Genomic DNA, 26,822 nt, shown 5'->3' on the forward strand with positions numbered 1-26,822 from the left:
GCCCCATGAGCAAGATTGGCAACGTCGGCGCGCTGTGGTGTCGCGCCCTGCTCGGGCTGGCGGGCCTGCTGGCCTTCGGCTACGCGGTTGCTCAACCGCCGAGCTTCGCGACCGACCCGGCGGTGCTGGCGCGCATGGCGCTGCGGGACGAACGCGGCTCGGTGTCGGTCGGCCTGTGGCACGCAGGAAAGGCACGCTTCGCATTCCTGCAAAACGGAGGACAGGGTGCGGCGAGCGGGTCGTCGCCGTCGGTCGATGCGGCCTCGCAGCCGCTCTACGAGATCGGGTCGATCACCAAGGTCTTCACCGGCCTGCTGCTCGCGCAGAGCGTGGAGCGCGGCGATCTTGCGCTGGAAGACAACCTCGGCATGCTGCTTCAGGACAAAGCCACGCTCTCACCCGAGGTTGCCGCGATCACGCTGCGCCAGCTCGTCACGCACAGCGCCTGCCTGCCGTGGGACCCGCCGGATTTCGAAGGCTATGCCTCGGGCGACCCTTTTTCCAGGTTCAGCCGGCGGCGCCTGCTGGCGGCGCTGTCCAACCAGCCATTGGCCAGCGCGCCGCCGTGTGCTGCGGCCTACAGCAACTTCGGCCTTGGCGTGGTCGGCCTGGTGCTGTCCGAGCGCTATGGCAAACCGTGGCAGCAACTGGTGCGCGAGAACATCACCGGCCCGCTCGGCATGCAGGACACGGTGCAGGACCTGGGTGACAAGGCCGTTCGCATGGCGCCGGCCTTCAATCACCGGGTCACCGCGCCGTTGTGGGATTTCGATGCGCTGGCGGCGGCCGGCGCGCTGCGCTCCACCCCGTCAGACCTGCTGGTCTTCAGCCGCGCACTGATGGCGGGGCGCAGCGGCCCCCTCGGCCCGGCCGTCGAACGCCTGCTCACGCCGCTGGGACGCTACCGCGAAAGCGAGATCGGCTATGCGGTGATGATGCGCGGCCCACCGGAGAAGCGGACCTACTTCCACTTCGGCGTGACCGCAGGATTTCGCACGCTGTGGATGATCGCGCCCGATACGCAGGAGGCGGCGGTCGTGCTCGCCAGCAGCGCGCATGCGCAGCCGGGTCGCGTCTTCGTCGGCCTCGCGGCCAGCCGCTATCCCGTGGCGTTGGAGTCGGCCGCGATCGATGCCGCGCCTTTGGCCGCCTATGCGGGCGTCTACCAGATCGACCGCAGCACGTCGTTCACCTTCGTGCCCCAGGACGGCAAGCTCTACCGGCGCATCACCGGTGGCGGCTACCGGGCGCTGCAGTTTGCGGGCAACGATACCTTCTTCGACGGCGACGTGGGCGCTGTGTACGTCTTCAGCCGCGAGAACGGTGCGTTGGCCCGTGTGGACTTCACCCAGGGCGGGGGACGCATTCGGGCCACGCGTACCGACAAGGCGGCGCCCACCGTGGCAGTGGTGGCGGCGGACCGGGAGGCCGACTACGTGGGGCACTATCACCTGGGCCGCACCCTGCGACGCAACCTGGACTTCGACGTGACGTCGGAAGCCGGCCAGCTGGGTGTGCGCTCGGCCAATTGGGAGCGCCGGCCGGTATTTCCGATGGCGGACCGGCCGGACCGCTTCGTTTACGAGAATGCGCGCATTCAGCTGCAGTTCGAGCGCGACGCCAGCGGCAAGGTGGTTGCGCTGGTTCTGCACGAAGGAGGAGAGTTCCGCATGCCGCGGGTGGGGGAGTGAGGCCCGCAGGCGAAAGCCGATGGGCGCTCCGACAGGAATCGAGATTCCCGTCGTTCAGAACTCCGACCAGTCGTCGGTGGCCGAAGTGGTCTTTGCCGTTGAACTCGCCGAACGCGCCGAGCTGTCGGGTGCAGTCCGCCTGGCTGCAGGCGTTGACGAAACCTTGTTCCGGCCGGCGACCGCACGCTTTGCGGCAACCACGGGCGCTTGCGTCTTGGCTGGTATGGGCTGGCTCGTCTCACTGGCGCCGCCCTGTCCCAGGTTGAATACCGCCACGGTCTTGACCAGATTACCGGCCTGTTCCTGCAGCGACCCGGCCGCTGCCGAGGCCTCCTCCACCAACGCCGCGTTTTGCTGCGTCACCTGGTCCATCTGCGCGATCGCCTGGTTGATCTGCTCGATGCCCGTGGTCTGCTCCTGGCTGGCCGCGGTGATCTCGCCCATGATGTCGGTCACGCGCTTGACGCTGCCGACGATCTCTTCCATCGTGCGGCCCGCGTCGGCCACCTGCTGGCTGCCCTCGGTCACCTTGCTCACCGAGTCGTCGATCAGGCCCTTGATCTCCTTGGCCGCTGCGGCCGAGCGCTGAGCGAGGTTGCGCACCTCCGCCGCCACCACCGCGAAGCCTCGGCCCTGTTCGCCTGCGCGTGCGGCCTCCACCGCCGCATTCAGCGCCAGGATGTTCGTCTGGAACGCGATCCCGTCGATCACGCCAATGATGTCCACGATCTTGCGCGAGGACGTGTTGATGGCCCCCATGGTGTGCACCACCTGGTTCACCACGCCCCCGCCGCGCACGGCGACGTCCGACGCCGACACCGCCAGCTGGTTCGCCTGGCGGGCGTTCTCCGCGTTCTGCTTGACCGTGCTGGTGAGCTCTTCCATCGACGCGGCCGTCTCTTCAAGCGAGCTGGCCTGTTGTTCCGTGCGGGAAGACAGGTTCTGATTGCCCGCTGCGATCTCGCTGGAGGCGGTGGCAACGGTCTGCGCGTTGTCGCGCACACTGGAAACGACGGTGCGCAGGGACTGCTGCATCTCGCCGAGGGCCACGAGCAGCGGTGTGAACTCATCGCGTTCGGTGTCGCGCACCGTGACCGACAGGTTGCCTTCGCTCACCCGATCGGCCACCGCCAGCGACAACGCCACACGCCGCCGCAGCAGCGAGGAGATGTAGATCGAGAACGCGATCAGGCCCACTGCGATGAAACTCACGAGTGCGATCAATTGGGTGCTGGTCGATTTCGCCTGTTCCTCGATGACCCCGATATCGGCCCGCAGGCCTTCCTCCTGGCGCTGCTTTTCCTCGGACAGCCACGTCGCGAGTCGCGTGCTCACGGGCCGTGCGGTCTCCGTCATGGACTTGTAGGCTGCGGCAGCGTCGCCCGCCTCGATCAGGCGAATACAGTCTTCGAGCAACGGCCAGTATTCGGCCTCCAATTTGCCCCATACGCCAAATGCGGGACGCAATTCCACTGGCGTGTCATTCAGAAAGGCGGCGTCGTTGCCATCAATGATCTTGCGCTTCATGCGAATGTCTGCAATCGAATCACGTATGCCTTCGGTCGTCGCATCCAGCAACGTCTGACGCAGCTGCGACGTTATTTTTACCAGACTGAGTTCGGTGCTCGCAATTCGCTGCAGCTGTTGTGTCCGAATATTGCCTGCACGTCTTGCCGTCTCGCTCAAGTCTGCCAGTTTGAGCCAAGTGGCAAACGTCATTCCCAGAAGAGCCACAATCAGAAGGAAGGAAACGGCATAGAGCCGTTTGGCGATGCCGAAACTGGAATTTTTTTTCATTTCATACTACCTCGCGCATTGCGCCAGGAAGGTAGGTCGCCGCGCAATATGGACCGGACATGTTGAACCCATGAATTAAGCATGGGAAGCAAAAATGATTTGTGTCCAAGATGCAAAAATCCACCGCTCATCGAATGCGCCGCCGACGTGCTGGAAAACCTCGCATGCCATTGACGAAGATCAACGTTCCGTTGGGAAAAATAAACCATGGACCTGCGAATTCCGCAACCCGTGGACGCCGATTCGCCTGCGATTTCGGCTTGCCGACTCTCCCGGCATTCGTTGAACAGGCGGCGGAGTTCAGAGGTGCCCGAGACCACCGATGCTGCTGGCTTTTTCTGCCTCGGCTGGTTGAGATTCTGGCGTCTCATGCCCAGCATCGTCCCGGCTCTTGGTACACTGCGAGCCGTGCCTCCGTAGCTCAGTGGATAGAGCGATCCCCTCCTAGATTTTTTGGGCACCAGGCTGCGAAAGCGCCTGCGTGAATTGAGTCAAATTCGGTGAACCCTCTGGGCATTCAGCCCGTGGCAACGCCGAGCCAAGCCCACCCTGGGTGGGAAGGTGTAGAGACTAGACGGCTCAGGCCTGCATGACCGCTTCGCGGCGGTTCATGGCCAAGGCATAGTCCAGCCCACGAACACGTTCACGTGGCGGCGAAAGCCGAAGTGGGATGAAGGGATAGGTCGCAGGTCCGATTCCTGCCGGGGGCACCATTTTTCCCTATTCAACACGCATGCCCGGGGCATGCCGTCCCGACCGTTTCATGGGCCCCATTCCAAGGGCTGCACAGTGGCGATGGGCGATGACCCGTTCGCTCAGTCGTACTTCACCGTGTAGATCAGGTCGACGCCACTTTGCTGGCCCGCTTGGCCGCGCAGGGTCAGGCGCTGCGTCAGGTCGTAGAAGATGAAGAGGGTGCCGAAGGTGCCAGACAGGCTGCGCTCGTAGGTCACGTAGAAGTCGTTGGCCAGGCGCTTGCCCAGCGTGACGGCCGACTCGCGCACGTCGCCACCGCTGCCCGGGCCCTTGAAGCCGACTTCGTCCAGGCCGAACCGGCTTGCCAGGCTGCCGCCCGAGCCGCCTTTGCCCAAGCCGCCAAGCACGGCGAGCGCGGCCTGCTGCAGCAGCTGCGATTCGCCGCCGCTGGTGGCCGAGGCGCGGCCCAGTACCACCCAAGAGAGCGTTTCGGCGTCCGACAGCGTCGGGTCGGAGTACAGCTTGACGCGCGGCGCCTGGGCCGTGCCCGTGACCTGCACACCCGCACGCTGCGAGATGTTCGGCCGGATGGCCAGGATGTCGAGCGACGGGTTGTCGTAAGGGCCGTTGAAGCGCGCGATGCCGGTCTCGACGTCGAGCTGCTGGCCGTAGGCGCGGTACTGGCCCTTGACCGTACGCACTTCACCGGTGATGCGCGGTGGCGCATTCAATGCCGCCGTGCGGATGTCCAGCACGCCTTCAAGTCGGGTCGTGATGCCACGGCCCTGCACCGCGAAGTCGTCGCCCAGGTCGAACTTGACCGCGATGTCGGGTGCCTTGGCGGTCTCAGGCTTCATGACCTGTTCGTTGGTCCGCGCTGCTTCGCGCTGTGCCGCCGCCGCAATTTCCTTGTCCTTGGCCGCCGAGCGCACCACCACATCCGAGCCCAGGCTGGGCGCCGTCTCGTCGGGCAGGATGATCACTGCGCGGTCGGTCTTCAGGTCGCCGCGCACGGTGATCTGCCCGGCTTCCAGCCGCGCAGTCAGATTGCCCGAGATCGTCACCTGGCGGTCCGAGCGCACCAGCAAGCGCAGCGCGCGCAGCTGCCCCTGCAGCGCCATGCGGATGCCTGAGGCGCCGGCGCTCGCCGCGCCCCAGCTCAGGTTGCCGGTGACCGACAGCGATCCGCCATCGCGCGCGGCTTCGCTGGAGACGGTGCTGCGGTTGCCGCTTTGACCGGCAATGCGGGCTGTGCTGCCGGTGCCGCCCTTGAGCGTGAATTCGGTGATCTCGACGCGGTCGCCCGACAGCGTGGCGCGCAGCCGACCGTCGCGCAGATCGAGCCCTTCGACCAGCGCACGCAGGGCGAGCTGGTCGGCACCCAGCGTGCCATTCCAACGCGGTGCGGCGCGGTTGCCCGACAGCGTGGCATCGGCATTGAGCGTCCCAGCGATACGCCAGCCCGGCGGTGCGAGCATCGACCAGACCCCGAGGCTTGGCAGCCGGGCGCTGATGCGGCCGTTCAACGGCGCGTCCTCGGCCCATTGCCATGCGCCGTCGCGCTGCTGCAGGCGTGTGTCGATGGAGGCCCGGATGTCGCCGGCACGTTCGCTGTCCCAGACCAGGTTGGCGCGCACCGCATCGCCGTTGGCGTCGATGCGCAGTTCGGCTTGGCGCAGACCGGCGGGCGTTGCCGGGCCGGTGGCCGCGTTGCCAGTGGCGGTCTCCAGCTTCATCTCGCTCGCGGTGCCCGTGCCGGTGCTGTGGATGCGCGTGACGAGCGCGGCCTCACCCGCCTGCACGCGGATGTCGCCGCTCTGGCGTGCGAGCCGGGCACTGGCGTGCAGCGTGTCGCCGGCATCGATGTCCCATTCGCCGTCGAACAGCAGATCGCCGGTGATGCCGGCGTCCGACAGCGTCGTGTTGCCGCTGAGTGCCTGCGCCCAGGCCATCGGCAGGCCCTTGAGGCTGCCCTTGGACTGGAGCCGCAGGCCTGCAGTGGCTCCGCTGCCCGCCTGGCGCAGCTGTATCGGTTGCCACGACAGGCGCACGGTGCCCGGTACCGGGCCTTGCAGCGACGCGCTGCCGGCAGACGTGTCGACGTCGAGCTGCGCCTTGCCCGAGCGTACGGTGGCGGTCAGCGGGTCGGCGAGCGTGAGTGTCCAGGGGCCGGGGCGGGTGCTGTCCTGTGCCTGCACGCTCAGGCTGGCAATGGCCGCGCGCCACTGGTTGGCACGTTCCAGGCCGCCACTGGCGCGGGTGTCGATCGTGAGCTTCTGCGTGCCCAGCGTGGCTTCGCCCTGCAAGGTGAGGTTGGCCTGGGCCAGGCTGCCGTCGAGTTCTGCACGCAGGCCGCGCAGGCCGATGGGCGTGGCCGCCGCGCCCGATGCGGACGGGGGGAACTGCAGATCGAGCCGGGGTGCACTCAGCGTCGCCTTGACAGTGGGTTCGTTGACACCGCGTGGTGCCGGCTGTCCGGTGTTCTGCAGCCGCTGCTGCACGGCCTTCCAGCCGCCCTGCCAGCGCGCATCGAGCTGCGCGTTGCCCTGCGCCGTCGTGCCCTCGAACACCCGGGCCAGGCCCGGCAGCTTCTCGACCCAGCGCTGCAGGGCGGCGGCGTCGGCCACCGTGGCCCGGACCTCGCCCGCACCTTGTGTCGGCGCGATGCGCCCCTGCACCTGGGCCGTGGCACCAGGCAGCACCGCGCTGAGCTTGCCGCTGCCGGCCTGTTCGGCCACGCGAAGCTGCAGCGTGCCGTCGATGCGCACTTGCGCCGCGTCAACGCGCAGCGTGTCCAGGTCCAGCACCTCGTCTTTCCACTGGCCTTTGGCCAGGGCGCGCTCGAGCTGGATGCCTGGCAGTGCCGGGCTGCCGGCGCCCCCACGCGCGGCCTGCAGCGCCACGTTGAAACGAAGCGCCGCGTCGCGTTGCTCGGCGGTGACGGTGCCGCTCACGGCGGCCCCGGCAAGTTGGGTGTGCAGCTCGCCGGGGCGTACATCGCGCACGGTCGCGTCGATCTTCCACGGCGCGGGCGTTGCACGCCAGGCACCTGCCGCGTCGATGCGGCCACCGCCCGCACGCACGGTGGCCTCTGGGATGGTCCAGGTACCGCCATCGAATTGCGCGCGCGCCTCAACCTGCTGCACAGGCAGCTTGCCGGTGTCCCAGGGGCCTGGCAGCGCGTTGCGGATGTCCGCGCTGGCCTGCCACGTGATGCCGCTGCCGGCCGCACCGGGGCCGGCGAGCACCTCGCCGCTCAGGCGCGTGGCGGGCGCGGTGGGCACGAGGCTCGCCAGGTCGACGTTCTGCAGATCGGCCTTGGCGTCGATGACCGGCTGCGCCAGCCAGGGCGCGATGTGCGCCTGCAATTGGGCACGCATCGGGGCGTCGACGTTTTCTTCGGCAGGCTTCAGGTGAGCCGCGATCTGAAGGCGCGCGGCCTCCCCAGCGAGCGTGCCCTTGGCGGTGGCGTCGGCGATCACGTCGATGCTGCGGCCTTCGGCGAGTGGCGCCTTCACGCGGCCGTCCAGCGACGCGTCGAGGGCCATGGGCGCCGGGCCCTGCAGCCGCACGCGGGCGCTGTAGTGGCCGTCTGCGATATCGACGCCCCTGACCTCCAATTGGTGGTGGGTGTCGGCATAGCGGTAGTGCCCTTCGAGCTGCGTGGCTTCGAGCACGGGCGGGCCGGCCCAGCGCAGGCGGTCGATGTGAAAGGGCAATTCGATGTCCACCGGCAGCGCGAGTTGCTCCAGCGGCTGCGTCGGCTTGTCTTCGACCGGCCCGCGCCGCTCGATCAACACGTCGGACGCATTCACCTTGCCGAGTTCGACCTTGCGGCTGAGCAAGGGCTTGAGCAGCCATCCAATGTCGGCGTTCTTCACCTCGACCGCGAGGCCCGGGCTTTCGTAGCGCAGGTAGCCGATGCGGCCGCCCGCGCGCAGTGAACCTTTCACGTCGCGGCTTTGCAGGGTCTGTCCGGCGGGCAGGTAGTTGGCCGCCTGGTTCAACGCAAAAGCCAATGACTGGTTGGTACCCAGCCACCACCAGCTTCCGGCGCCCAGTACCAGAACCAGCGCCAGCAGGATCCCCAGCGTCCATGCGGCGGCGCGTGCGATGCGGCGTCCGCGCGAGCGCCGTGCAGGCGCGGCGGCCGGGGCGGCAGGCGAAGCGGGCGCGGAAGGTGGATTCGGATCTTCAGGCGTCATGCACAGCGCGGGTCAGAAGGTAAAGCCCAGGCGCAGGTGCAGCCTGAACTTGCGCGTGGCTTCGCCATACGCGATGTCGGCTTGCACCGGCCCGAAGGGGCTGCGCCAACGAGCGCCGACGCCGACGCCGACCTTGGTCTTGAGCTCACTCGGTGTGTTGCCCACCGCGCCCGCGTCTACGAACACTGCGCTCTCCCATTCAGTGAGCTTGCCCTTCCAGACAAAGGGGCGTTGCCATTCGGCGCTGAGCACACCCAGGTAGCGGCCAGCAACGATGGAGCCGTCGGTGAGCTCGCTGCCGATCTTCTGGTATCCATAGCCGCGCACCGTGGTGTCGCCGCCGGTCAGGAACATCAGCGTGGAAGGGATCTGCGCCGCGTCTTTGGCCACCACGGCACCCAGATCGCCTCTCAACTGGATGCGGCTGTTGCGCGCCTGGCTGCCGTCGGAGGACGTGACGTCGCCCAGCGGGATGAAGCCCAGGCCGCGCACGAAGGTGCGAGTGAACGGCAGGCGCTCGCCAATGAGCGTGTAGCCCGCACCCAGTTCCAGCGCGATGCCGTAGCCGCGCGAAGGCGTGGCGTTGTTGTCGAAATAGCGTGCGGTCCAGGCCCAGTTGCCGCTGACGGCTGCGGCCGACTGTGGGGCGTCCGTTCCACGGTTCTTTGCATAGTCGTATTGCAGGTAGTAGCTGCGGTCGATGTGGTCTTCGGACTTGCTGCGGCCACTGCGCAACCGGCCGCTGTCGACGTCGTAGGTGCCGGCATTCTCTCGCTTGACGAGGGCCGAGTTGACCCAGCGCCAGCCGTTGTCGTCCGGAATGGAATTGAGTTCGGTGCCCAGCGAGCGGGTGTCGTTGTCGATCGACAGCTTCGAGACCGCGCGCCAGCCCAGCAGCGGCACCTGGTTATGGGTATGGTCCAGCGACAGGCGCGCGCCGCTGTCGGTGGTGAAGCCCACGCCTGCCACCACCTTCTGCAGCGGTGCCTCGCGCACCTGCGCAAGCACTGGCGCGGTCTGCGGGTCGTCGGCCGCGGTGTCGAGCGTGAGGAAGACGGAATCGAAGTAGCCGCTGCTGGCCATGCGCTGCTGCGCATCGAGCAGCTTCTGCTGGTCGTAGTCTTCGCCCGTGGGTACGCGGGCGACGCGCCGCATGGCGTCGGGGTTGTAGCGCTTGCTTTCGCTGATCTTCAGCGGTCCGAAGCGGTACGCCGGGCCTGACTGGTAGGTGATGCCGAGCTGCGCTTCGTGTCGATCGGCATCGACGTCGGCTCGGCTGGTGACCACGCTGGCTGTGGCATAGCGCTTGGCCGTGAGGTTGCGCAACCCCGCCGTTTTCGCGTTGTCCCAGCCTTGCTGGGTGAACGGCTGGCCCGGCGGCAGCGACCAGCCCTTGCGAATTGCCTCGCGCTGCGCGGCGGCGCCCGGGTCGCTCTCGATCGGGCCGTTGAACAGAATCTGCGCGCTGGTGACCTGGGTGGTCGCGCCAGGCTCGACGGTGACCACGACCGCGCGCGGTGCCTTGTCGCTGGTCGGCGTCTCGTTGAGTTCCAGTGTGAGCGTCGGTGTGAAGTAGCCGAGCGTGGCCAGCAACTCACGGGCATTCGCCTCGGCGGCCACCATCAGCCGCGACAGTTCGGTGGTGCCCAGGTCGGGAATGCGGCTGTAGCGCTGGATTTCGAGGTTCTGCGCGAGGTATTCGCGCACTTTGTCGGGGCCTTTGACTTCGACGGTGAAGGCCGCGCGCTTGCCAGCATCGTCTTCGGCTTTGGCGGAATCGGAGGTGTTTTCGGCGGCCACCGGACGTCCGCCCGGCGTTGCTTGCGCATCCTTCTTAGGCAGCAGACTGCAGCCTTGCACCAGCAAGACACTCGCGACAAGCAGCGTCGGCCGCCACGCCGATGACAAAAACGGTTCCACCCTGAACATCGCGGCATTGTGCCAGCACGCTGGCGCGTGGCCTGTAGGCGCAGGGCCAAGGGTAGGGCGTAAGGCTTACATACCGCCGCTCTGGCCTACTTTGACAGCATGCGCATGGCTTCCTCCAACCCCCGGAGGGTCAGCGGGTACATGCGGTTGGACATCAGCTGCTGCACCACCGCGATGCTCTGGCGATATTGCCACACGCCCTGTGGCTCGGGATTGATCCAGGCGAATTTGGGAAATGCATGGGTGAGGCGCTGCAGCCATTCGGCGCCCGCCTCTTCGTTGTTGTACTCCACGCTGCCGCCGGGCTGCAGGATCTCGTACGGGCTCATGGTCGCATCGCCGACGAAGATGAGCTTGTAGTCCTTGTTGTACTTGCGCAGGATGTCGAAGGTCGCGAATTTCTCGGAGAAGCGGCGCCGGTTGTTCTTCCACATGAAGTCGTACACGCAGTTGTGGAAGTAATAGAACTCCAGGTGCTTGAACTCGGTCTTGACGGCCGAGAACAGTTCCTCGACGCGCTGGATGTGCTCGTCCATCGTGCCGCCCACGTCCATCAGCAGGAGCACCTTGACGTGGTTGTGGCGCTCGGGCCGCATCTTGATGTCGAGGTAGCCCGCGTTGGCGGCCGTCTTGCTGATGGTCTCGTCCAGGTCCAGTTCCTCGACATTGCCTTCGCGTGCGAACTTGCGCAACCGGCGCAGCGCCACCTTGATGTTGCGCGTGCCCAGTTCCTGCGTGTCGTCGTAGTCCTTGTAGGCGCGCTGGTCCCACACCTTGACCGCGCTCTTGTTCTTGCCCGCACCGCCGATGCGCACGCCCTGCGGGTTGTAGCCGCCGTGGCCGAAGGGCGATGTGCCGCCGGTGCCGATCCACTTGTTGCCGCCCTCGTGGCGTTCCTTCTGTTCCTCGAAGCGCTTCTTGAGCGTCTCCATGAGCTCGTCCCAGCCCATTTTCTCGATCTTGGCTTTTTCCTCAGCCGAGAACTCGCGCTCCAGCGTCTTGCGCAGCCAGTCGAGCGGGACTTCCTTGGTGAAGTCCGTGAGCATGTCCACGCCCTTGAAGTAGCCCGCGAAGGCGCGGTCGAACTTGTCGTAGTGCTTCTCGTCCTTGACCAGCGCGGTGCGGCTCAGATAGTAGAAGTCGTCGAGCGCGAAGTTGCCATCGGAGTTCGGGCCGACCACATCGGCCTTCAGCGCCTCGAGCAGCGTGAGATATTCCTTGACGGACACCGGCAGCTTGGCTGCGCGCAGGGTGTAGAAGAAGTCGATGAGCATGGCGTTACTCGCGGGCGGTGCGCGGCCTGTCGAGCAGGTAGCGCAACTGGGCCTTGACCTCCGGCCATTCGCCGGCACTCAGGCTGTACATCACGGTGTCGCGCACCGTGCCATCGCGGCGCATGGCGTGGCCGCGGATCACGCCATCCTTCTTGGCGCCCAGGCGCTCGATGGCGCGCTGCGAGGCGAAGTTGAAGTTGTCGGTACGCCAGCCGACCGTGGCGCATCCGAGCGTCTCGAAGGCGTGCGTGAGCATCAGCAGCTTGCAGGTCGTATTGACGTGCGTGCGCTGGCAGCGCCGGGCGTACCACGTGTAGCCGATCTCCACGCGCCGGACCGCCGGCAGGATGTCGTGAAAGCTGGTCGTGCCGAGCACGGTGCCGCTCGCCGCCTCGGTCACGGCAAAAGCGAAGCGGTGGCCTTCTTCGCGCATCTTGAGGGCGGATTCGATGTAGGTGCGTGTCTGGTCCGGTTCGGGTACCGAAGTCACGCGCAGGTTCCACAGCTCGCCGTCGGCTGCGGCCTGGCGCAGTCCGTCTTCGTGGGCGAGCGCGAGTGGAACCAGCGCGATGCCTGGTGCCGACAGCGTGACGGGTTCGACGAATGCCATGCTCAGCTCCTCGAAGGGCCGTACTTGCGCACGTACCAGAGACGGCCCAGTTGGGCACCGGCGCCGCCGCCCAGGCCAATCAGCAGAATGCCGAACATTTCCTTGTTGCCGTAACCCGCGCTGCCAAAGGCGTCCAGCCCGAGCAGCAGACCGACGCCGCGGCCGAGCAGCGCGCCCACCACGAACAGGATGGCCTGTGCAAGACCGAGCTTGAACAACTGACGCGGCGGATGAGGGCCTTCGCTCATGCGCGCGGCCTCAGCGGTTGTTGCGTTGCATGAACACGAGCTTCTCGAACAGCGTCACGTCCTGTTCGTTCTTCAGCAGCGCGCCCACCAGCGGCGGCACCGCCACCTTGTCGTCCTTGCTTTGCAGTGCCTCGACCGGAATGTCCTCGGCCACGAGAAGCTTGAGCCAGTCGAGCAATTCCGAGGTCGACGGCTTCTTCTTCAGGCCGGGCAGGTTGCGCACGTCGTAGAAGGTCTTCATGGCTGCGGTGAGCAGCTCCTGCTTCAAGCCGGGGAAATGCACGTCGACGATGCTGCGCATGGTTTCGGCATCGGGGAACTTGATGTAATGGAAGAAGCAGCGGCGCAGGAATGCATCGGGCAGTTCCTTTTCGTTGTTCGAGGTGATGAACACCACCGGACGGTGCTTGGCGCGGATGAGTTCGCGCGTTTCGTAGCAGTAGAACTCCATGCGGTCGATTTCGCGCAGCAGGTCGTTCGGAAACTCGATGTCCGCCTTGTCGATCTCGTCGATCAGCAACGCCACCGGGCGGTCCGCCGTGAAGGCCTGCCACAGCACGCCCTTGACGATGTAGTTCTGGATGTTCTTGACGCGCTCGCCGCCGTCGATGTCCGACAGCTGGGAGTCGCGCAGCCGGCTGACCGCATCGTACTCATAGAGTCCCTGCTGGGCCTTGGTGGTCGACTTGATGTGCCACTGCAGCAGCGGCAGATCCAGGGCCTGCGCCACCTCTTCGGCCAGCATGGTCTTGCCGGTGCCGGGTTCGCCCTTGACGAGCAGTGGGCGCTGGAGGGTGATGGCGGCGTTCACCGCAAGCATCAGATCCCGTGTGGCAACGTAGTTGTCTGAACCCTGGAATTTCATGGATGGCGTCGAGCAGGAAGGTTGAATCGGCAGATTCCATCATGCAGTCGGAGGCCGGGCGCCGCAGGTGCTTTAGGTGACTCCCCGGATGGCCCGCAAAGAGCCCCTGCATATAATGAAATGTTGGCTTGTAACTGTATCTCCACGGGATTGTGCGCGCAAAATGAACAAGTTGTTGACCACGATGTTTGCCATGGCTGTCGCTTGCGTGACGGCTTCCGCCCAGTCCCAGACCCTCACGGGCAATGCGGACAACGGCGCCAAGAAAAACCAGATGTGCGTGGGTTGCCACGGCATCCCGGGCTACCAGGCCAGCTTTCCGGAGATTCACAAGGTTCCGATGATCGCGGGCCAGAGTCCGACGTACATCGTGGCAGCGCTCACCGCATACAAGGGGGGCGACCGCAAGCACCCGACCATGCGCGCCATTGCCGATTCGCTCAGCGAACAGGACATGGCCGATCTCGCGGCTTACTACAGCAAGCTGGGCGTGCGCGAGGGCGACGCGCCGCCGGCTGCGCCGTCCAAACAGCCGAGCGAGCGCGTCCAGGCACTGATCTCGCGCGACGCAGCCAACGCCTGCACCAAGTGCCACGGCGTGAACTTCAACACGCCGAACGACGGCACGGTGCCCAAACTCGCTGGCCAGCCTTCGGACTACCTGTACGTGGCGCTCAAGTCGTACAAGGTCGAGAACAACGCGCAGGTCGGCCGCTCGAATGGCGTAATGGGCGGCATTGCCAAGAAGTTCAGCAATGCCGAGCTCAAGACGCTGGCCAGCTACATCGGCTCGCTGCCGGGCGAGGTCAAGACGGTGCCGGAGTCGCGCCTGCACCACGCGCCTGCCTCCAGCAACTGAGGAGGGCAGCAGGCGCTCCGTGCGCGGCGCCTGCCCTGCATCCTCTCCAACTCAAATGTCGAAAAACACGGTTTCTGCGGCGCCCTGCATGTGGATGTCGAAGCGGTAGCTGACCTGGCCGCCTTGCACACTGCGTTCGGCGATCAGCGTGGCACGCCGCGCTGCCGGCACACTTTGCAGCACCGCGTCGGCTGCATTGGCCGGCGCTTCGTCGCTGAAGTAGATGCGCGTGAACACATGCACCAGCAGGCCGCGCATGGTCACGATCACATTGATGTGCGGTGCCTCGCCAGCGGCTTCGGCGGCGGGTTTGACGGTGTCGAAGACAAAGCGGTTTTGCGCGTCGGTGCCCGTGCCCATGCGGCCAAAGCCGCGAAAGCCCATGGCTGCGGCCTCTTCGACCGACTGCGGGTAGCGGCCACTGCCATCGACCTGGCTGATCTCGACCATCGCGTCGTTGATCGGGTTGCCGTCGCCGTCGATCACCCGGCCTTCGAGCCGAATGCGTTCGCCGGTCGCGTTGTCCAGCGCGACCGCGCCGTCGAAGGGCTGGTTGAAGTCGTAGCCGTACTGCGTGGCCGTCAGGCCATAGGCGAAGTAGGGGCCGACGGTCTGCGAAGGGGTCTGGCCAAAGTTGGTTTCAAGCGAGCTCATCATGGTGGGTGTCTCCTCAGCGGTTCTCGAAAGGCGTTTCGTCTGCGCCGCGCAGCACGATGTCGAACTGGTAGCCCAGCGCATAGCCGTCTTCGGTGACGTCGAGGCTGAAGTCGGCGATCAGGCGGTTGCGGGTTTTCTCGGGCGTGCCCGTGACCATCGGGTCGTACTGCAGCAGCGGGTCGCCCGGGAAGTACATCTGGGTGACCAGGCGGCTGCCGAAATGCTGGCCGAACAGCGACATGTGGATGTGCTGCGGACGCCAGGCGTTCGGGTGGTTGCCCCATGGGTACGCGCCCGGCTTGATGGTGAGAAAGCGGTAACGGCCTTCGTCGTCGGTCAGGCAGCGGCCGGCGCCCAGGAAATTGGGGTCGAGCGGCGCATCGTGCTGGTCGACCTTGTGCACGTAGCGGCCGGCGGCATTGGCCTGCCAGAGCTCGACCAGGGTGTTGCGCACCGGGCGCTTGCGCTCGTCGAGCACCTGGCCGGTGAGGATCATGCGTTCGCCCAGCGGCTCGCCGTTGCGGCGGGCGTTGCGCGTGAGGTCATGGTCGAGCTCGCCGATGCTGCTGTGGCCGTAGACCGGCTGGCGCAGTTCGCCCAGCGAGGCCTTCAGCGGGATCAGTGACTGCGTCGGGCCGCGCTTGACGGTCGACTTGTAGCCTTCGTAGATGTGCTTGGGATGGCTGTCCCAGTCGCGCGGATCGAGTGTGGGCAGGGCTTGGCCTGAGGGCTTGGACATGGCGGTCTCCTTCATCGTGGAAGCCGATACTGTATTCATGCGAAATGATGATGTAAATTGACCAATCCATGAATTTTCATAACCAGGAGTAATTCGATGACGGCGAGTCCGGCGCAGTTTGTGCGCGGCGTGCAGTTGCGCCATCTGCGCTGCCTGGTGGCCGTGGCCCAAGAGCGCCACCTGGCGCGCGCAGCCGAGCGGCTGGCGTTGAGCCAGCCGGCCATGTCCAAAACCCTGGCCGAGCTCGAGGCGTTGGCGGGAACGCGGCTGGTCGAACGCGGCACCGCCGGGCGGCGCGGCATCCAGCGCTTCACGGTCGCGGGTGAGCAGCTGCTGATGCATGCGCTGCGCGTGCTGGAGGCGGTCGACGCCAGCGCCCGGGCCGTGCTGCCGGGTGGCGGCGAGCGGCTGGAGCGGCTGCGCATTGGCGCCTTGCCGAGCGTCGCGCCGTCGCTGCTGCCCGATGCGCTCACGGCGCTGCGCACGCGCATGCCGGCGCTGCAGGTTCGGGTGCAGACCGGCACGAACACCGGCCTGCTCGATGCCTTGCGCGCTGGCGAGCTCGACCTGGTCGCCGGTCGCATGAGCGATCCGCAGTTGATGGCGGGCTTGACTTTCGAATGGCTCTACACCGAGCCGCTGGCGCTGGTCGTGCGCACCGGTCATCCGCTGGCCCGGGCCGGATCGCCGTCGATGCAGGATGTGCTCGCCTGTCCGCTCGTGGTCTACAGCGAGGGCACGATCCCGCGCCACCACACGGAAAGCTTTCTGTCGGGCCTGGGGTTGAGCCTGCCCACCGCTGCCACGCAGACGCTCGACCTGGCCGTGGCACGTGCGCTGCTGGTGCGCTCGGACGCGGTGTGGTTCACGCCATTCGGCGCCGCACGCGACGACCTAGCATCCGGCACGCTGATGCGCCTGGACGTGGACACGGGCGGAACCGAGGAGCCGGTCGGGCTGCTGATGCGCAGCGATGCCGAGCCCTCGGTGGCGCGCCAGACCTTCATCGCGCTGCTGCGCGAGGCGGCGGCGCAGGCGTCCAGCGCATGAAACGCAAAAGGGCTGGGAGCGGGCCCGTCAGGCCGTGGTCTCGTCCAGCGGCCGCTCCTGGTCGAGATGGGCCGTGTCACCCCAACCGACCAGCGCGAAGCCCTGCGGCGTCCACAGCAGCCGGTTGACGGCCGCATTGCCCAGGTGCCAGGTGCGCGGCGCCTGAAGTTCCTGGCCGGTGGCAGCGCGGTAAAGCACGTCCATCACGCCGCCATGCGCGACGAGGACGATCAGTTCGTTCGGATGGCGCGCGGCCAGCTCGGCGGCCACATCGGTGATGCGCCCGCGAAAGCGCAGCAGCGACTCGCCACCTTCGGGTTCGAAGTGCGGGTCGCGCGTGCGCCAGCGGCGAGCTTCTTCAGGCAGTTCGGCGTCGATGTCGGCGAAGGTGCGGCCTTCGAACTGGCCGAAGGCCCGCTCGCGCAGCCGCGGTTCGGCCACCACCTGCAGCCCGTGCGCACCGGCGATCGCCTGCGCCGTCTGCCAGGCTCGCGACAGGTCGCTCGCGTAGATGGCGCCGATCGGCTCGTCGGCCAGTGCGCGGCCGAGTTGGGTGGCCTGCCAGTGGCCTGTGGCGTTGAGCCCGATGTCGAGCTGGCCCTGGATGCGGGTGTCCACGTTCCATTCGGTTTCGCCGTGGCGTACGGCAATCAGTCGCGTGGCGTCCATCGCTGGGGGTGTCTTTCGAGGTTCAGGGTTGTCGGGCCGTCAGCGGAATGTCGACCCGCCGCGGGCCTTGCGGCGGATTCGGAAAGCCCTGCAGCGCCGCATCGAACAGGACCGGCAGGATGGCGTCGCTCGACGGGTAGGGGCCGTCGTTGTGCGCCCGCGTCTCGTAGACCACCGTGTTCGATGGCAGCTCGCGCAGCACCACGCTGACCTCGCGTGCATACCAGGGGTTGTCGGCCAGCGGCATGGGGCCGTACCAGCCATAGCCATGCCGGTAGTAGCCCGGCCCCCAGCCTGGACCCCAGCCCGCGCCCCAACCGGGTCCCCAGGCGCCCCAGCCGGCACCGCGCAGCCATGGGTCGGCCCAGGGCGACAGCGCAGCGGTCACGCGCGCGCCGATCTGCACGCTGTAGCGCGGTGCGGCGTTGTCCGGCCGGAGGCCTGCGCGTTCGAGCGCCGGCGCCGCCATGGCTTCGAGCTGCTGCTGCGCCGCGTCGCTGGCCTGCTGCGAGGGCAGGCGCTCGAAACGGTAGGTGGCGCCCGGAGCCACCGTGCCCAGCTTGGAAAAGCTCTGCACGTCGCTGTCGACCACCCAGGAAGTCGCACAGCCTGACAGTGCCGTCAGGGCAAAAACAACCAGCAACCAACGCTTCATATGGTTCTCCAGGCCACCAGGCATGCGTGCATGCGCGGCGCTCAGAGCTGCACGATGCGCAGTGCGGACGCCATGGCGGACGTTGCAGGGAAATCGGGCGCGTCGAAGGCCTTGTCGCCGTCCTCGTCGGCCACGCCCGTCGCCTTCAGACCCTTGAAGTCGTGGCGGGTTCCGTCGAGCAGGTGTGAAGGCACCACGTTCTGCAACGCGGTGAACATGTTCTCGATGCGTCCGGGGTGCTTCTTCTCCCACTCGCGCAGCATCTCGGCCACCTGCTTGCGTTGCAGGTTTTCCTGGCTGCCGCACAGCGTGCAAGGAATGATCGGGAATTCGCGGTGCTGCGCCCAGCGCACGAGGTCTTTCTCGGCCACATTGGCCAGCGGGCGGATCACGATGTGCCGGCCGTCGTCGCTCACCAGCTTGGGCGGCATGCTCTTCAACTTGCCGGCAAAGAACATGTTGAGGAAGAAGGTCTGCAGCATGTCGTCGCGGTGGTGGCCCAGCGCGACCTTGGTGGCGCCGAGTTCGTCGGCCACGCGGTAGAGGATGCCGCGGCGCAGCCGGCTGCACAGCCCGCAGGTCGTCTTGCCCTCGGGAATCACGCGCTTGACGATGCTGTAGGTGTCCTGGTTCTCGATGTGGAAGGGCACGCCCAGTTCGCTCAGGTACTTCGGCAGCACGTCCTCGGGAAAGCCGGGCTGCTTCTGGTCGAGGTTGACTGCGATCAGGTCGAAATGGATCGGGGCGCGGGCCTTGAGCTTGAGCAGGATGTCGAGCATGGCGTAGCTGTCCTTGCCGCCGGACACGCAGACCATGACCTTGTCGCCTTCCTCGATCATGTTGTAGTCGACGATGGCGCGACCGACCTCGCGGCACAGGCGCTTTTCCAGCTTGTGCGTCTCGCGCTCGATCTTCAGGGCCTTGTCGGCCGGTACGGCCTCTTGCTCATTCCATATCACGCTCATGACCATTGCCCCGTTTCCACGCGAATTGCGACTTCGCAGTCGTCGAAGATCTTCAGCTTGGCGATCTTCACGCGCACGCCCAGCACGCCCGGCAACTGCATGAGGCGGTTCGCCAGCTTGCCGATCATGCTCTCGAGCAGGTTCATGTGCACCGCGTTGCACTCGTCGATGATGATGCGGCGCACCTTGCGGTAGTCCAGCACGTGCGTGATGTCGTCGTCCGACGGCAGCAGCGGCTGTGTGCCGAGGTTGAGTTCCGCGTCGACCTGGATCTGCTGCGGGCTGTCGATTTCCTGTTCGAGGATGCCGAGGCTGGCGTCGAAGCGCAGGTTGCTCAGCGTGAGGATCTGGGTGCCTTTGGTGAGCATGGCGTCACATCAGCGAAAAGTCGCGTTCGAATTTCATGAGATGCTGGCCGCCGTCGACCAGCAGGGTGGTGCCGGTGATGGAGCGGTTTTCCAGCGCGAAGCGCACGGTCGCCGCCACGTCGGCAGCGGTCGAGGAGCGGCCCAGCGGGCTGGCCGAATGGAGGCTGCGGAACTTCTCTTCGCTGAGCATGTGGCTCGTCAGCGTGAGGCCCGGCGCCACACCGACCACGCGAATGCGCGGCGCCAGCGCCAGGGCCAGCATGGTGTTGGCGGCTTCCAGCGCGGCCTTGGAGAGCGTATAGCTCAGGAAGTCGGGATTCTGGTTCCAGAGCTTCTGGTCGAGCATGTTCACCACCGCGCCCTGGGCGTCGTCGCCCCGCGTCTGCATGTGGGCATGCAGCGCCTGCGTCAGCAGGATGGGCGCAGCCGTGTTGCTGCGCAGGTGCGCCTCCAGCGAGGCGAAGCCGAAGCTCGCTGCGTCGTCGTGTTCGAAGAGCGAGGCGCTGTTGACCACCGCGTCGAGGTGGCCGAAGCGCTCGACCACCTGCGGCACCAGTGCGCGCACCTGCGCCTCGTCGGCCAGGTCGGCACCGACCAGGGCGGCCGGTGCGCCGGCACGCGCCGCGCAGTCGGCCGCGGTCTGGCGCGCCTCGTCAGCCGAATGGCGGTAATGGACCGCCACCTGCCAGCCGGCGTCGGCGAGCGCGAGTGCGATCTCGCGGCCCAGCCGCTTGGCGGCGCCGGTGACGAGAACGGTGCGCAGGGACGGCGCGGGGGAGGGTGGGGACATCGGAGAGACAATCGGGAGCGTGACCAAAGGACCCGAAATTTTAACGACCGCCCTCGATCGACTCCTCGGCGAGGCCATTCAACGCGCGGGAGGCTGGATCGGCTTCGACCGTTTCATGGCCCTCGCGCTCTATGCGCCGGGGCTGGGCTACTACGCCAACAGCAGCCGCAAGTTCGGCGCCATGCCCGATTCGGGCAGCGATTTCGTGACCGCACCGGAGTTGTCGCCGCTGTTCGGCCAGACGCTGGCCGTGCAGGTTGGCGAGGCGCTCGCGCAGACCGGCACCGACACGGTCTGGGAGTTCGGCGCGGGCTCGGGTGCGCTCGCGCTGCAGTTGCTCGACACGCTGGGCGACCAGGTGAAGCACTACCGCATCGTCGACCTGTCAGGCACGCTGCGCGCGCGCCAGCAGCAAACGCTGGCACGGCATGCAGCCAAGGTCGAGTGGCTCGATGCGCTGCCCGAGCAGATGCAGGGCGTGGTCGTCGGCAACGAAGTGCTCGACGCGATGCCGGTGAACCTGATCGCGCGCGTGGGCGGCCAGTGGTACGAGCGCGGCGTGGTGGCACTGCCCGGGCCGTCCGACGGTGCCACCCCACCGGCAGGCTGGGCCTGGGAAGACCGACCGACCGATCGCCGGCCGCCCCTGGACATCGACGGTCCGCATGACTACCTCACCGAAATCCATCCGCAGGCCGAAGCCTTCGTCGCCACGCTGGCCGACCGCCTGACGCGTGGCGCGGCCTTCTTCATCGACTACGGGTTTCCGGAGAGCGAGTACTACCACCCGCAGCGCCACATGGGCACCGTGATGTGCCACCGCGCGCACCAGGCCGACGCCGATCCGCTGGTCGATGTGGGCCTCAAGGACATCACGGCGCATGTCAACTTCACCGGCATTGCGCTGGCCGCGCAGGATGCGGGCCTGTCGGTCATGGGTTACTGCAGCCAGGGCCGCTTTCTGCTCAATTGTGGGCTGCTCACGCTGTCGGACCAGGCGAGCGTGGCGCAGCGAGCGAGCGTCGGCATGCTGATCCACGAGCACGAGATGGGCGAGCTGTTCAAGGTGGTGGGCCTGTCGGTCGGCGAGCCGTGGGACGCCATCGGGTTCAGGGAAGGCGACCGTTCGCACACGCTGTAGCGCCAGGGCGCTTCGAACGCGCCTCGGTTCTAATCGAGTTCCATCCCGCAGAACCCTAGTCGAACCCGCAAACACGCTGCCATGACATTTCCCTCCGACCTCCTGCGCCACGCGCATGCGCTCGCCGATGCGGCCGCCGCACAGTCGATGGCCTGGTTCCGCCAGCCGCTGGACATCATCACCAAGGCCGACGAAAGCCCGGTCACGCTGGCCGATCGTGCCGCGGAGACGGCCATGCGCGAAATCCTCGGCCGCGCACTGCCCGCCGACGGCATCTATGGCGAAGAACACGGCGCCACGCAGCTGGACGCCGGGCGCATCTGGGTGCTCGACCCGATCGACGGCACGCGCAGCTTCATCACCGGCTCGCCGCTGTGGGGCACGCTCATCGGCGTGCTCGAAGGCGGGCGCGTCACGCTCGGCATGGTCGACATGCCGGTGCTTGGCGAACGCTGGGTCGGCCAGGCCGGGCTGGGCGCGACGCGCAACGGGCTCGCCGTGCGCGCGAGCGCCTGCACGGCCATCGACCAGGCGCGCATCGTCACCACCTCGCCCGACATCTTCAACGCCGCCGACTGGCAGGCCTTCGACGCGCTGAGCAGGCGCTGCGCGATGCGCCGATTCGGCGGCGACTGCTACGGCTATGCGCAGCTTGCTGGCGGCACCATCGACCTGGTGGTCGAAACCGGCTTGCAGCCCTACGACTACCTCGGTCCGGCCGGCCTGATCGAGGCGGCCGGTGGCGTCGTCACCGACTGGCAGGGCCAGCCGCTCGGCCTGCAGTCCGACGGACGCGTGGTGGCAGCGGCCACACCCGAACTTCACCGACAGGCGCTGGCGGCGCTGGCCGTTTAAGCTGGCGCCATGATCCGCTGGCTCAGCGTCGTCGTGCTTGCGCTGGTGCTCATGAGCGGGCTCACGCAGTGGCTGCGCCGCTTCGGTTTCGGCCGCCTGCCCGGCGACTTCGCCTTTCGCGCCTTCGGCCGCGAGTGGCAGATCCCGCTGGCGAGCACGGTGCTGCTGAGCATGATCGCGGCACTGGTGGCCAAGCTGATCTGACGGGTGGAGTGCCCTTCGTTGTTTCAACCGACACGTAAAGAAAGTAGTCCCTGATGAAAGCCTGCGTCGACATCGGCGGCACCAAGGTGGCCGTGAGTCTGGCCGAACCCGGCAGCCAGAAACTGATCGCGCGGCAGGCCGAGCCCACGGCCAAGACCGGCCGCAACGACGCAGTCGCCCGGCAGGTCCTGCACCTGATCGATGCGGCCTGCGCCGAAGCCGGCGTGGACGTGTCGTCGATCGATGGCGTCGGCGTGTCGTCGACGGGGCCCTTCGTGCTCCAGGGCGGCTGCGTCGAGCTGGCAACGCCCAACATCTGCGGCGGCCTGGCCGGCCCGGCGCGTGGCCTGCCCAACGACTGGATGACAGCCGTGCTGGAAGCGCCGCTGCGCGAGCGTTTCCAGCGTGTGCGGGTCGAGAACGACGCGGTCGCCGCGCTGGAGGCCGAACGCCACTGGGGCGCGCTCAAGGGCATCGACGACTGCGCCTACGTCACATGGAGCACCGGCGTGGGCGTGGGCCTGTGCGTCGGCGGCCACGTGCTGCGTGGCAAGAACGGCAATGCCGGCCATGTCGGCCATAGCTTCGTGTCGGACGACGACAACGAACATGCGCTGTGCGGCTGCGGCAACATCGGCGACGTCGAAGGCCTGGTGGCGGGCAATGCGCTGGAGCGCCGTTTCTCGCAGCCCGCGGCAGACCTGTTTGCGGCTGCCGTGGCCGGCGATGCGAAAGCGTTGGCGACCACCGACGCCCTGTGCCGCGTGATGGGTCGCATGCTCTACAACCTGGTGGTGACGCTCGATCTGCAGCGCATCAGCCTGGGCGGCAGCGTGTTCTGGCACAACCGCGAATTCCTGCTTGCGCGCCTGCAGGCGCAGCTCGATGGCAAGCTGCCAGCGCTGACCAAAGGCGCCACCCTGGTCGCGGCAGGGCTGGGCGACAAGGTCGGTGACTACGCCGCCCTGGCGCTGCTGGACTGAGCTCGGAACCCTCAGGACCGTTCGCTCGGCACTTCCTTGAGCGCTTCGAGGAAGGTCTCGCGCCACCAGTGCACGTCATGTTCGCGGATGCGCTGCAGCAGCCGCTGATGGCGTGACTTGCGCTCGTCCAGCGGCATCTGCAGGGCCTGCTGGATGGTCTCGGCTGTGCCGTGCGTGTCGTACGGGTTCACCAGCAGTGCTTCCTTCAACTGCTCGGCGGCACCCGCGAACCGCGACAGCACCAGCACCCCCGGATCGGCCGGGTCCTGGGCCGCCACGTACTCCTTGGCCACGAGGTTCATGCCGTCGCGCAGAGGCGTGACCAGGCCGACCGCGGCCGCGCGGCACAGGCCTGGCACACGCTTGCGCGCGACCATGCGGTGGATGTAGCGTACGGGCATCCAGTCGAGCTCGCCATAGTCGCCGTTGATGGCGCCGCACAGCGACTCAAGTTCGCGCCGGATGTCACCGTACGCGTCGACCGTTTCGCGGGTGGGCGAGGCGATCTGGATCAGCGTCGCGCTGCGTCGGTTCTCCGGGTAGTTCGCCAGCAGTTCGCGGAAGGCGCGCACCCGGTTGGGAATGCCCTTGGAATAGTCGAGGCGGTCGATGCCCAGCAGCAGGCGGCGCGTCGAATACTCCTTCTTCATCGTGTCGTACATGTCGCGCGCTTCCTTGGCATGGGTGAGTGCCACGAACTCGTCGACGTCGATGCCGATGGGGAAGGCGCTCGCGCGCACGGTGTTGTTCCACGCCCGGAACATGTCGTTGCCCAGCGCCTGGCCGTGCGCTTCATTGAGCACGTAGCGCTCGAAGTGCTGCACGTCCTGCTGCGCCTGGAAGCCGATGAGGTCGTAGGCGAACAGCGAGCGCATCAGCCATTCGTGCTGCGGAATTGCCGCCATGATGATCTGCGGCGGCAGTGGAATGTGAAGGAAGAAGCCGATGCGCTGCTTGCAGCCCATGGCCCGCAACTCGGCCGCCAGCGGGATCAGGTGGTAATCGTGCACCCAGATGATGTCGTCGTCGCGCAGCAGCGGCAGCAGCTTGCGCGCGAACAACTGGTTGGCGCGCCGGTAGCCGGTGATGAAGCCGGCGTCGAAGTTCGCCAGATCCAGCCGGTCATGGAACACGGGCCACAGCACCTTGTTGCTGTAGCCAAGGTAGTAGCTGTCGTGGTCTTCGCGGCTCAGGTCGAGGGTGGCCAGCGTCACCTTGCCGGCCTGTTGCTTGTGCAGCTCGCCCTCACCGGTCGGCCCGTCCTCGATGATGGTGCCGCTCCACCCAAACCACATGCCGCCGGTCTGCTGCAGCGATTCGCCCAGCGCCACGGCCAGTCCGCCTGCCGCGGGCTTGCGCGGGTCGGCCACGCGGTTCGATACGACGACGAGGCGGCTCATGCCGCAGCCTCCCCATTCGACTGCCGAGCCAGCAGGTCGCGGGTGGCAACCAGCCATTCATAGACCGTGCGGGTCGAGTCGAGGCGGTGCATCGCATGCGTCGGCCCGGACCCCACCTTGATGCCGATGCCGCCCATCGGCTGCACGACCACGAAGCCGCTCTCGTCGGTGGTGTCGTCGCCGGCGAACACCGGCTGGCGTCCGCGAAAGGGTGCCTCCTGCATGAAGGCCTCGATCGCCAGGCCCTTGTTCACGCTCGAAGGCTTGACCTCGAACACGAACTTTCCATGCAGCAATTCAAGCTGCGGCTGTCCTTCGATCACACGCGCCATCACGTCGCGGCAGACCGTTTCCAGGCCCGGGGCCAGCCGGTAATGCAGCGCGATGGCGCCATGCTTGCGCTCGACCAGCAAACCTTCGTGTACACCGGCCAGGGCATTGGCGGCATCGAGCACCGTACCCAGGTCGGGCGGCTGCACTTCCTTCATCTGTCCTTCGGCGTTGCGGCGCTGCACGCCGTGTTCGCCGGCTGCCGGCAGCCGAAGCGGCGCGAGGAAGCGGTCGAGCACGTCGATCTGGCGGCCCGAGACCACCGCGACGGCACCACCGAGCAGGTGATGCAGGTCGCCCAGAAGGGCAACCAGCGCAGGCGGAACCTCGATGGCCTCCGGTGTCTCGGCGAGCGCCACCAGCGTTCCATCGAAATCGAGGAACAGGGCGACGTCGGGCGTGAGTTGGGGGGGCGTTGGAAGCGTTGGCATCAACAAATGACCTTAACAGGCGCGCGGCTGATGCCGCGTCGGCCAACGCCGCACATTGCCCTCAGTCGACAGCGGCCAGCGCCTGGGCGCGGGCACGGGCAATGGCCTCGCCGATCTTCGGACCCGCCGCGCCTTCGCGCCGGGCCGCTTCGGCGATCGAGGCGGTGTCGACCGCTTGTGCCTTGGCCAGGGCCGTGCGCAGGCGCGCGCGCTGGGGATAGGGTGTGTCGTCGAAGCCCAGGCGACCCCGCGCATCGCATTCGCAGGCCTGCAGCACCTGGTCGAAGCGTTGGGGCTTGCGAAAAGCGTCGCACCGCTCGAGCAGCCGCACGAGTGCCGCGCCTTGGAGTTCTCCGCTGCGGTGGATGTTGCCGTGTTCACGCGCGACCACGTCGGCCAGCTCGCGTATCTCCACCGGTACGCGCCAGCGTTCGCAAACGTTCTGGAGCAGCCGCGCGCTGCGCTGCTCGTGGCCGATGTGCCGCGGCAGCACGTCGGCGGGCGTCGTACCCTTGCCCAGGTCGTGCGTGAGACAGGCAAAGCGTACCGGCAGTGTGGCGTCCAGCCGGGCGGCCATGTCGAGCACCATCATCAGATGAACGCCGGTGTCGATTTCCGGATGGTGCACGGCCGTCTGGGGCACGCCCCAGAGCCGGTCGACCTCGGGCAGCAGCACCTTGAGCGCGCCGCAGGAACGCAACACCTCGAACATGCGCGAGGGCCGGGCTTCCATCAACCCGCGCGACAGCTCCTGCCAGACGCGCTCCGGCACGAGCGCATCGACCTCGCCATCCTCGACCATGCAGCGCATCAGCTCCAGGGTCTCGGGCGCCACGCCGAAATCGGCAAAGCGTGCGGCGAAGCGGGCGACACGCAGGATGCGCACCGGGTCTTCGCGAAAGGCCTGGGTGACATGGCGCAGTACTTTGTGCTGCAGGTCGCGCTGGCCGTGGAAAGGGTCCTCGAGCTGCGCGGGGTCGAGGGTGCGCAGATCGCCCTCGGCCAGCGCGGCCGGCAAGGCGATTGCGTTGATCGTGAGGTCGCGCCGGGCCAGGTCTTCGGCCAGCGTGACCTCCGGCGAGGCGTGGATGGTGAAGCCCCGGTAGCCGGGTGCGCTCTTGCGTTCGGTGCGTGCGAGCGCGTGCTCTTCCCGGGTTTGCGGATGCAGAAATACGGGAAAGTCGCGTCCCACGGGCAGGAAGCCACGGGCTGTCATGGCCTGCGGCGTGGCGCCGACCACGAGCCAGTCGCGATCGCCTGCAGGCTGGCCGAGCAGGGCGTCGCGGATGGCGCCACCGACGAGATAGGTCTTCATGCGGGGAGTGTAGGCACGCCCGACTCCGGGATAGCCCTCTCCCTGAAAAAGCACGAGCGTTCGTAAGATATAAACGCCTCCGGTGATTTGTGCCGG

At 67.0% G+C, this 26,822-nt stretch carries 24 protein-coding genes; 7 read left to right on the top strand and 17 right to left on the bottom strand.

Going from position 1 to position 26,822, the window contains the following annotated elements; all coding sequences use genetic code 11:
* Window positions 1-5: 5 nt before the first annotated feature.
* Window positions 6-1,691 carry a serine hydrolase domain-containing protein gene (locus J2W36_RS03020; protein ID WP_307688184.1) on the top strand — a complete coding sequence of 562 codons (1,686 nt, stop codon included), beginning with the start codon at window positions 6-8 and terminating at the stop codon, window positions 1,689-1,691.
* A gap of 54 nt (window positions 1,692-1,745) precedes the next feature.
* On the opposite strand, the gene J2W36_RS03025 is transcribed toward J2W36_RS03020, so the two are convergent.
* The 7 genes from J2W36_RS03025 to J2W36_RS03055 form a co-directional block, all read right to left on the bottom strand.
* Window positions 1,746-3,488, bottom strand: a complete 1,743-nt coding sequence (locus J2W36_RS03025; RefSeq protein WP_442478256.1) for a methyl-accepting chemotaxis protein — start codon at window positions 3,486-3,488, stop codon at window positions 1,746-1,748.
* 815 nt (window positions 3,489-4,303) lie between these two features.
* Entirely contained in the window at window positions 4,304-8,389 is a 4,086-nt protein-coding gene (locus tag J2W36_RS03030; protein ID WP_307688186.1) for a translocation/assembly module TamB domain-containing protein, read from the bottom strand.
* A 12-nt stretch (window positions 8,390-8,401) separates the two neighbouring features.
* Window positions 8,402-10,318: an autotransporter assembly complex protein TamA gene (locus tag J2W36_RS03035; protein ID WP_307688187.1), complete on the bottom strand. Its 1,917-nt coding sequence runs from the start codon at window positions 10,316-10,318 to the stop codon at window positions 8,402-8,404.
* Window positions 10,319-10,404: 86 nt separating this feature from the next.
* Window positions 10,405-11,592, bottom strand: coding sequence for a vWA domain-containing protein (locus J2W36_RS03040; protein ID WP_307688188.1), 1,188 nt, complete (start codon window positions 11,590-11,592; stop codon window positions 10,405-10,407).
* A gap of 4 nt (window positions 11,593-11,596) precedes the next feature.
* Entirely contained in the window at window positions 11,597-12,202 is a 606-nt protein-coding gene (locus J2W36_RS03045; RefSeq protein ID WP_307688189.1) for a GNAT family N-acetyltransferase, read from the bottom strand.
* Window positions 12,203-12,204: 2 nt separating this feature from the next.
* Window positions 12,205-12,450 (bottom strand): hypothetical protein, encoded by a 246-nt coding sequence (locus J2W36_RS03050; protein ID WP_307688190.1) that lies wholly within the window; start codon window positions 12,448-12,450, stop codon window positions 12,205-12,207.
* A gap of 10 nt (window positions 12,451-12,460) precedes the next feature.
* The gene (locus J2W36_RS03055; protein ID WP_307688191.1) at window positions 12,461-13,315 is read right to left on the bottom strand and encodes an AAA family ATPase; all 855 of its coding nucleotides are present in this window, start codon (window positions 13,313-13,315) and stop codon (window positions 12,461-12,463) included.
* Window positions 13,316-13,478: 163 nt separating this feature from the next.
* On the opposite strand from J2W36_RS03055, the gene J2W36_RS03060 reads away from it, so the two are divergent.
* Window positions 13,479-14,174: a c-type cytochrome gene (locus J2W36_RS03060; protein ID WP_307688192.1), complete on the top strand. Its 696-nt coding sequence runs from the start codon at window positions 13,479-13,481 to the stop codon at window positions 14,172-14,174.
* A 51-nt stretch (window positions 14,175-14,225) separates the two neighbouring features.
* Here the strand turns inward: J2W36_RS03060 and pcaG are convergent, their stop codons facing one another.
* Both pcaG and pcaH read right to left on the bottom strand, forming a co-directional pair.
* Complete coding sequence (gene pcaG / locus J2W36_RS03065; protein ID WP_307688193.1) at window positions 14,226-14,831, bottom strand: protocatechuate 3,4-dioxygenase subunit alpha; 606 nt, start codon at window positions 14,829-14,831, stop codon at window positions 14,226-14,228.
* 13 nt (window positions 14,832-14,844) lie between these two features.
* Window positions 14,845-15,570 (bottom strand): protocatechuate 3,4-dioxygenase subunit beta, encoded by a 726-nt coding sequence (gene pcaH / locus J2W36_RS03070; protein ID WP_307688194.1) that lies wholly within the window; start codon window positions 15,568-15,570, stop codon window positions 14,845-14,847.
* 96 nt (window positions 15,571-15,666) lie between these two features.
* Between pcaH and J2W36_RS03075 the strand changes: the two genes are divergently transcribed.
* The gene (locus J2W36_RS03075) at window positions 15,667-16,620 is read left to right on the top strand and encodes a LysR substrate-binding domain-containing protein (protein WP_307688195.1); all 954 of its coding nucleotides are present in this window, start codon (window positions 15,667-15,669) and stop codon (window positions 16,618-16,620) included.
* 27 nt (window positions 16,621-16,647) lie between these two features.
* On the opposite strand, the gene J2W36_RS03080 is transcribed toward J2W36_RS03075, so the two are convergent.
* From J2W36_RS03080 to J2W36_RS03100, 5 genes are read right to left on the bottom strand one after another with little or no spacing between them, the layout of a single operon-like run.
* Window positions 16,648-17,289, bottom strand: a complete 642-nt coding sequence (locus J2W36_RS03080; RefSeq protein ID WP_307688196.1) for a histidine phosphatase family protein — start codon at window positions 17,287-17,289, stop codon at window positions 16,648-16,650.
* Window positions 17,290-17,311: 22 nt separating this feature from the next.
* Entirely contained in the window at window positions 17,312-17,944 is a 633-nt protein-coding gene (locus J2W36_RS03085; RefSeq protein WP_307688197.1) for a DUF4136 domain-containing protein, read from the bottom strand.
* 41 nt (window positions 17,945-17,985) lie between these two features.
* Window positions 17,986-18,909 carry a tRNA 2-thiocytidine(32) synthetase TtcA gene (gene ttcA / locus J2W36_RS03090; RefSeq protein WP_307688198.1) on the bottom strand — a complete coding sequence of 308 codons (924 nt, stop codon included), beginning with the start codon at window positions 18,907-18,909 and terminating at the stop codon, window positions 17,986-17,988.
* Entirely contained in the window at window positions 18,906-19,277 is a 372-nt protein-coding gene (locus J2W36_RS03095) for a dihydroneopterin aldolase (RefSeq protein ID WP_307688199.1), read from the bottom strand. The genes ttcA and J2W36_RS03095 overlap by 4 nt, the downstream gene beginning before the upstream one ends.
* Before the next feature lie 4 nt (window positions 19,278-19,281).
* Entirely contained in the window at window positions 19,282-20,067 is a 786-nt protein-coding gene (locus J2W36_RS03100; protein WP_307688200.1) for an SDR family oxidoreductase, read from the bottom strand.
* A gap of 10 nt (window positions 20,068-20,077) precedes the next feature.
* Here J2W36_RS03100 and J2W36_RS03105 point away from each other — a divergent pair, with 10 nt between their 5' ends.
* From J2W36_RS03105 to J2W36_RS03120, 4 genes are all read left to right on the top strand, one after another.
* Entirely contained in the window at window positions 20,078-21,208 is a 1,131-nt protein-coding gene (locus J2W36_RS03105; RefSeq protein WP_307688432.1) for a class I SAM-dependent methyltransferase, read from the top strand.
* Between the two features lie 81 nt (window positions 21,209-21,289).
* Entirely contained in the window at window positions 21,290-22,063 is a 774-nt protein-coding gene (gene hisN, locus J2W36_RS03110; RefSeq protein ID WP_307688201.1) for a histidinol-phosphatase, read from the top strand.
* A 9-nt stretch (window positions 22,064-22,072) separates the two neighbouring features.
* Window positions 22,073-22,267, top strand: coding sequence for a DUF2905 domain-containing protein (locus J2W36_RS03115; protein WP_307688202.1), 195 nt, complete (start codon window positions 22,073-22,075; stop codon window positions 22,265-22,267).
* Between the two features lie 53 nt (window positions 22,268-22,320).
* Window positions 22,321-23,250 (top strand): ROK family protein, encoded by a 930-nt coding sequence (locus J2W36_RS03120; protein WP_307688203.1) that lies wholly within the window; start codon window positions 22,321-22,323, stop codon window positions 23,248-23,250.
* Window positions 23,251-23,261: 11 nt separating this feature from the next.
* On the opposite strand, the gene otsA is transcribed toward J2W36_RS03120, so the two are convergent.
* From otsA to J2W36_RS03135, 3 genes are all read right to left on the bottom strand, one after another.
* On the bottom strand, window positions 23,262-24,650 hold the full coding sequence (otsA, locus tag J2W36_RS03125) for an alpha,alpha-trehalose-phosphate synthase (UDP-forming) (protein ID WP_307688204.1): 1,389 nt from the start codon (window positions 24,648-24,650) through the stop codon (window positions 23,262-23,264).
* On the bottom strand, window positions 24,647-25,411 hold the full coding sequence (otsB, locus tag J2W36_RS03130; RefSeq protein ID WP_307688205.1) for a trehalose-phosphatase: 765 nt from the start codon (window positions 25,409-25,411) through the stop codon (window positions 24,647-24,649). The genes otsA and otsB overlap by 4 nt, the downstream gene beginning before the upstream one ends.
* Before the next feature lie 61 nt (window positions 25,412-25,472).
* Entirely contained in the window at window positions 25,473-26,726 is a 1,254-nt protein-coding gene (locus J2W36_RS03135) for a multifunctional CCA addition/repair protein (RefSeq protein ID WP_307688206.1), read from the bottom strand.
* Window positions 26,727-26,822: the final 96 nt, after the last annotated feature.

This window comes from Variovorax ginsengisoli (assembly GCF_030811835.1).
Lineage (GTDB): Bacteria > Pseudomonadota > Gammaproteobacteria > Burkholderiales > Burkholderiaceae_C > Variovorax > Variovorax ginsengisoli_C.

What these genes read in the sequence shown, in the direction of transcription:
- J2W36_RS03020 (WP_307688184.1), top strand. Translation starts at nt 6, where the DNA reads ATGAGCAAGATTGGCAACGTCGGCGCGCTGTGGTGTCGCGCCCTGCTC.
- J2W36_RS03025 (WP_442478256.1), bottom strand. Translation starts at nt 3,488, where the DNA reads ATGAAAAAAAATTCCAGTTTCGGCATCGCCAAACGGCTCTATGCCGTT.
- J2W36_RS03030 (WP_307688186.1), bottom strand. Translation starts at nt 8,389, where the DNA reads ATGACGCCTGAAGATCCGAATCCACCTTCCGCGCCCGCTTCGCCTGCC.
- J2W36_RS03035 (WP_307688187.1), bottom strand. Translation starts at nt 10,318, where the DNA reads ATGTTCAGGGTGGAACCGTTTTTGTCATCGGCGTGGCGGCCGACGCTG.
- J2W36_RS03040 (WP_307688188.1), bottom strand. Translation starts at nt 11,592, where the DNA reads ATGCTCATCGACTTCTTCTACACCCTGCGCGCAGCCAAGCTGCCGGTG.
- J2W36_RS03045 (WP_307688189.1), bottom strand. Translation starts at nt 12,202, where the DNA reads ATGGCATTCGTCGAACCCGTCACGCTGTCGGCACCAGGCATCGCGCTG.
- J2W36_RS03050 (WP_307688190.1), bottom strand. Translation starts at nt 12,450, where the DNA reads ATGAGCGAAGGCCCTCATCCGCCGCGTCAGTTGTTCAAGCTCGGTCTT.
- J2W36_RS03055 (WP_307688191.1), bottom strand. Translation starts at nt 13,315, where the DNA reads ATGAAATTCCAGGGTTCAGACAACTACGTTGCCACACGGGATCTGATG.
- J2W36_RS03060 (WP_307688192.1), top strand. Translation starts at nt 13,479, where the DNA reads ATGAACAAGTTGTTGACCACGATGTTTGCCATGGCTGTCGCTTGCGTG.
- pcaG (WP_307688193.1), bottom strand. Translation starts at nt 14,831, where the DNA reads ATGATGAGCTCGCTTGAAACCAACTTTGGCCAGACCCCTTCGCAGACC.
- pcaH (WP_307688194.1), bottom strand. Translation starts at nt 15,570, where the DNA reads ATGTCCAAGCCCTCAGGCCAAGCCCTGCCCACACTCGATCCGCGCGAC.
- J2W36_RS03075 (WP_307688195.1), top strand. Translation starts at nt 15,667, where the DNA reads ATGACGGCGAGTCCGGCGCAGTTTGTGCGCGGCGTGCAGTTGCGCCAT.
- J2W36_RS03080 (WP_307688196.1), bottom strand. Translation starts at nt 17,289, where the DNA reads ATGGACGCCACGCGACTGATTGCCGTACGCCACGGCGAAACCGAATGG.
- J2W36_RS03085 (WP_307688197.1), bottom strand. Translation starts at nt 17,944, where the DNA reads ATGAAGCGTTGGTTGCTGGTTGTTTTTGCCCTGACGGCACTGTCAGGC.
- ttcA (WP_307688198.1), bottom strand. Translation starts at nt 18,909, where the DNA reads ATGAGCGTGATATGGAATGAGCAAGAGGCCGTACCGGCCGACAAGGCC.
- J2W36_RS03095 (WP_307688199.1), bottom strand. Translation starts at nt 19,277, where the DNA reads ATGCTCACCAAAGGCACCCAGATCCTCACGCTGAGCAACCTGCGCTTC.
- J2W36_RS03100 (WP_307688200.1), bottom strand. Translation starts at nt 20,067, where the DNA reads ATGTCCCCACCCTCCCCCGCGCCGTCCCTGCGCACCGTTCTCGTCACC.
- hisN (WP_307688201.1), top strand. Translation starts at nt 21,290, where the DNA reads ATGACATTTCCCTCCGACCTCCTGCGCCACGCGCATGCGCTCGCCGAT.
- J2W36_RS03115 (WP_307688202.1), top strand. Translation starts at nt 22,073, where the DNA reads ATGATCCGCTGGCTCAGCGTCGTCGTGCTTGCGCTGGTGCTCATGAGC.
- J2W36_RS03120 (WP_307688203.1), top strand. Translation starts at nt 22,321, where the DNA reads ATGAAAGCCTGCGTCGACATCGGCGGCACCAAGGTGGCCGTGAGTCTG.
- otsA (WP_307688204.1), bottom strand. Translation starts at nt 24,650, where the DNA reads ATGAGCCGCCTCGTCGTCGTATCGAACCGCGTGGCCGACCCGCGCAAG.
- otsB (WP_307688205.1), bottom strand. Translation starts at nt 25,411, where the DNA reads ATGCCAACGCTTCCAACGCCCCCCCAACTCACGCCCGACGTCGCCCTG.
- J2W36_RS03135 (WP_307688206.1), bottom strand. Translation starts at nt 26,726, where the DNA reads ATGAAGACCTATCTCGTCGGTGGCGCCATCCGCGACGCCCTGCTCGGC.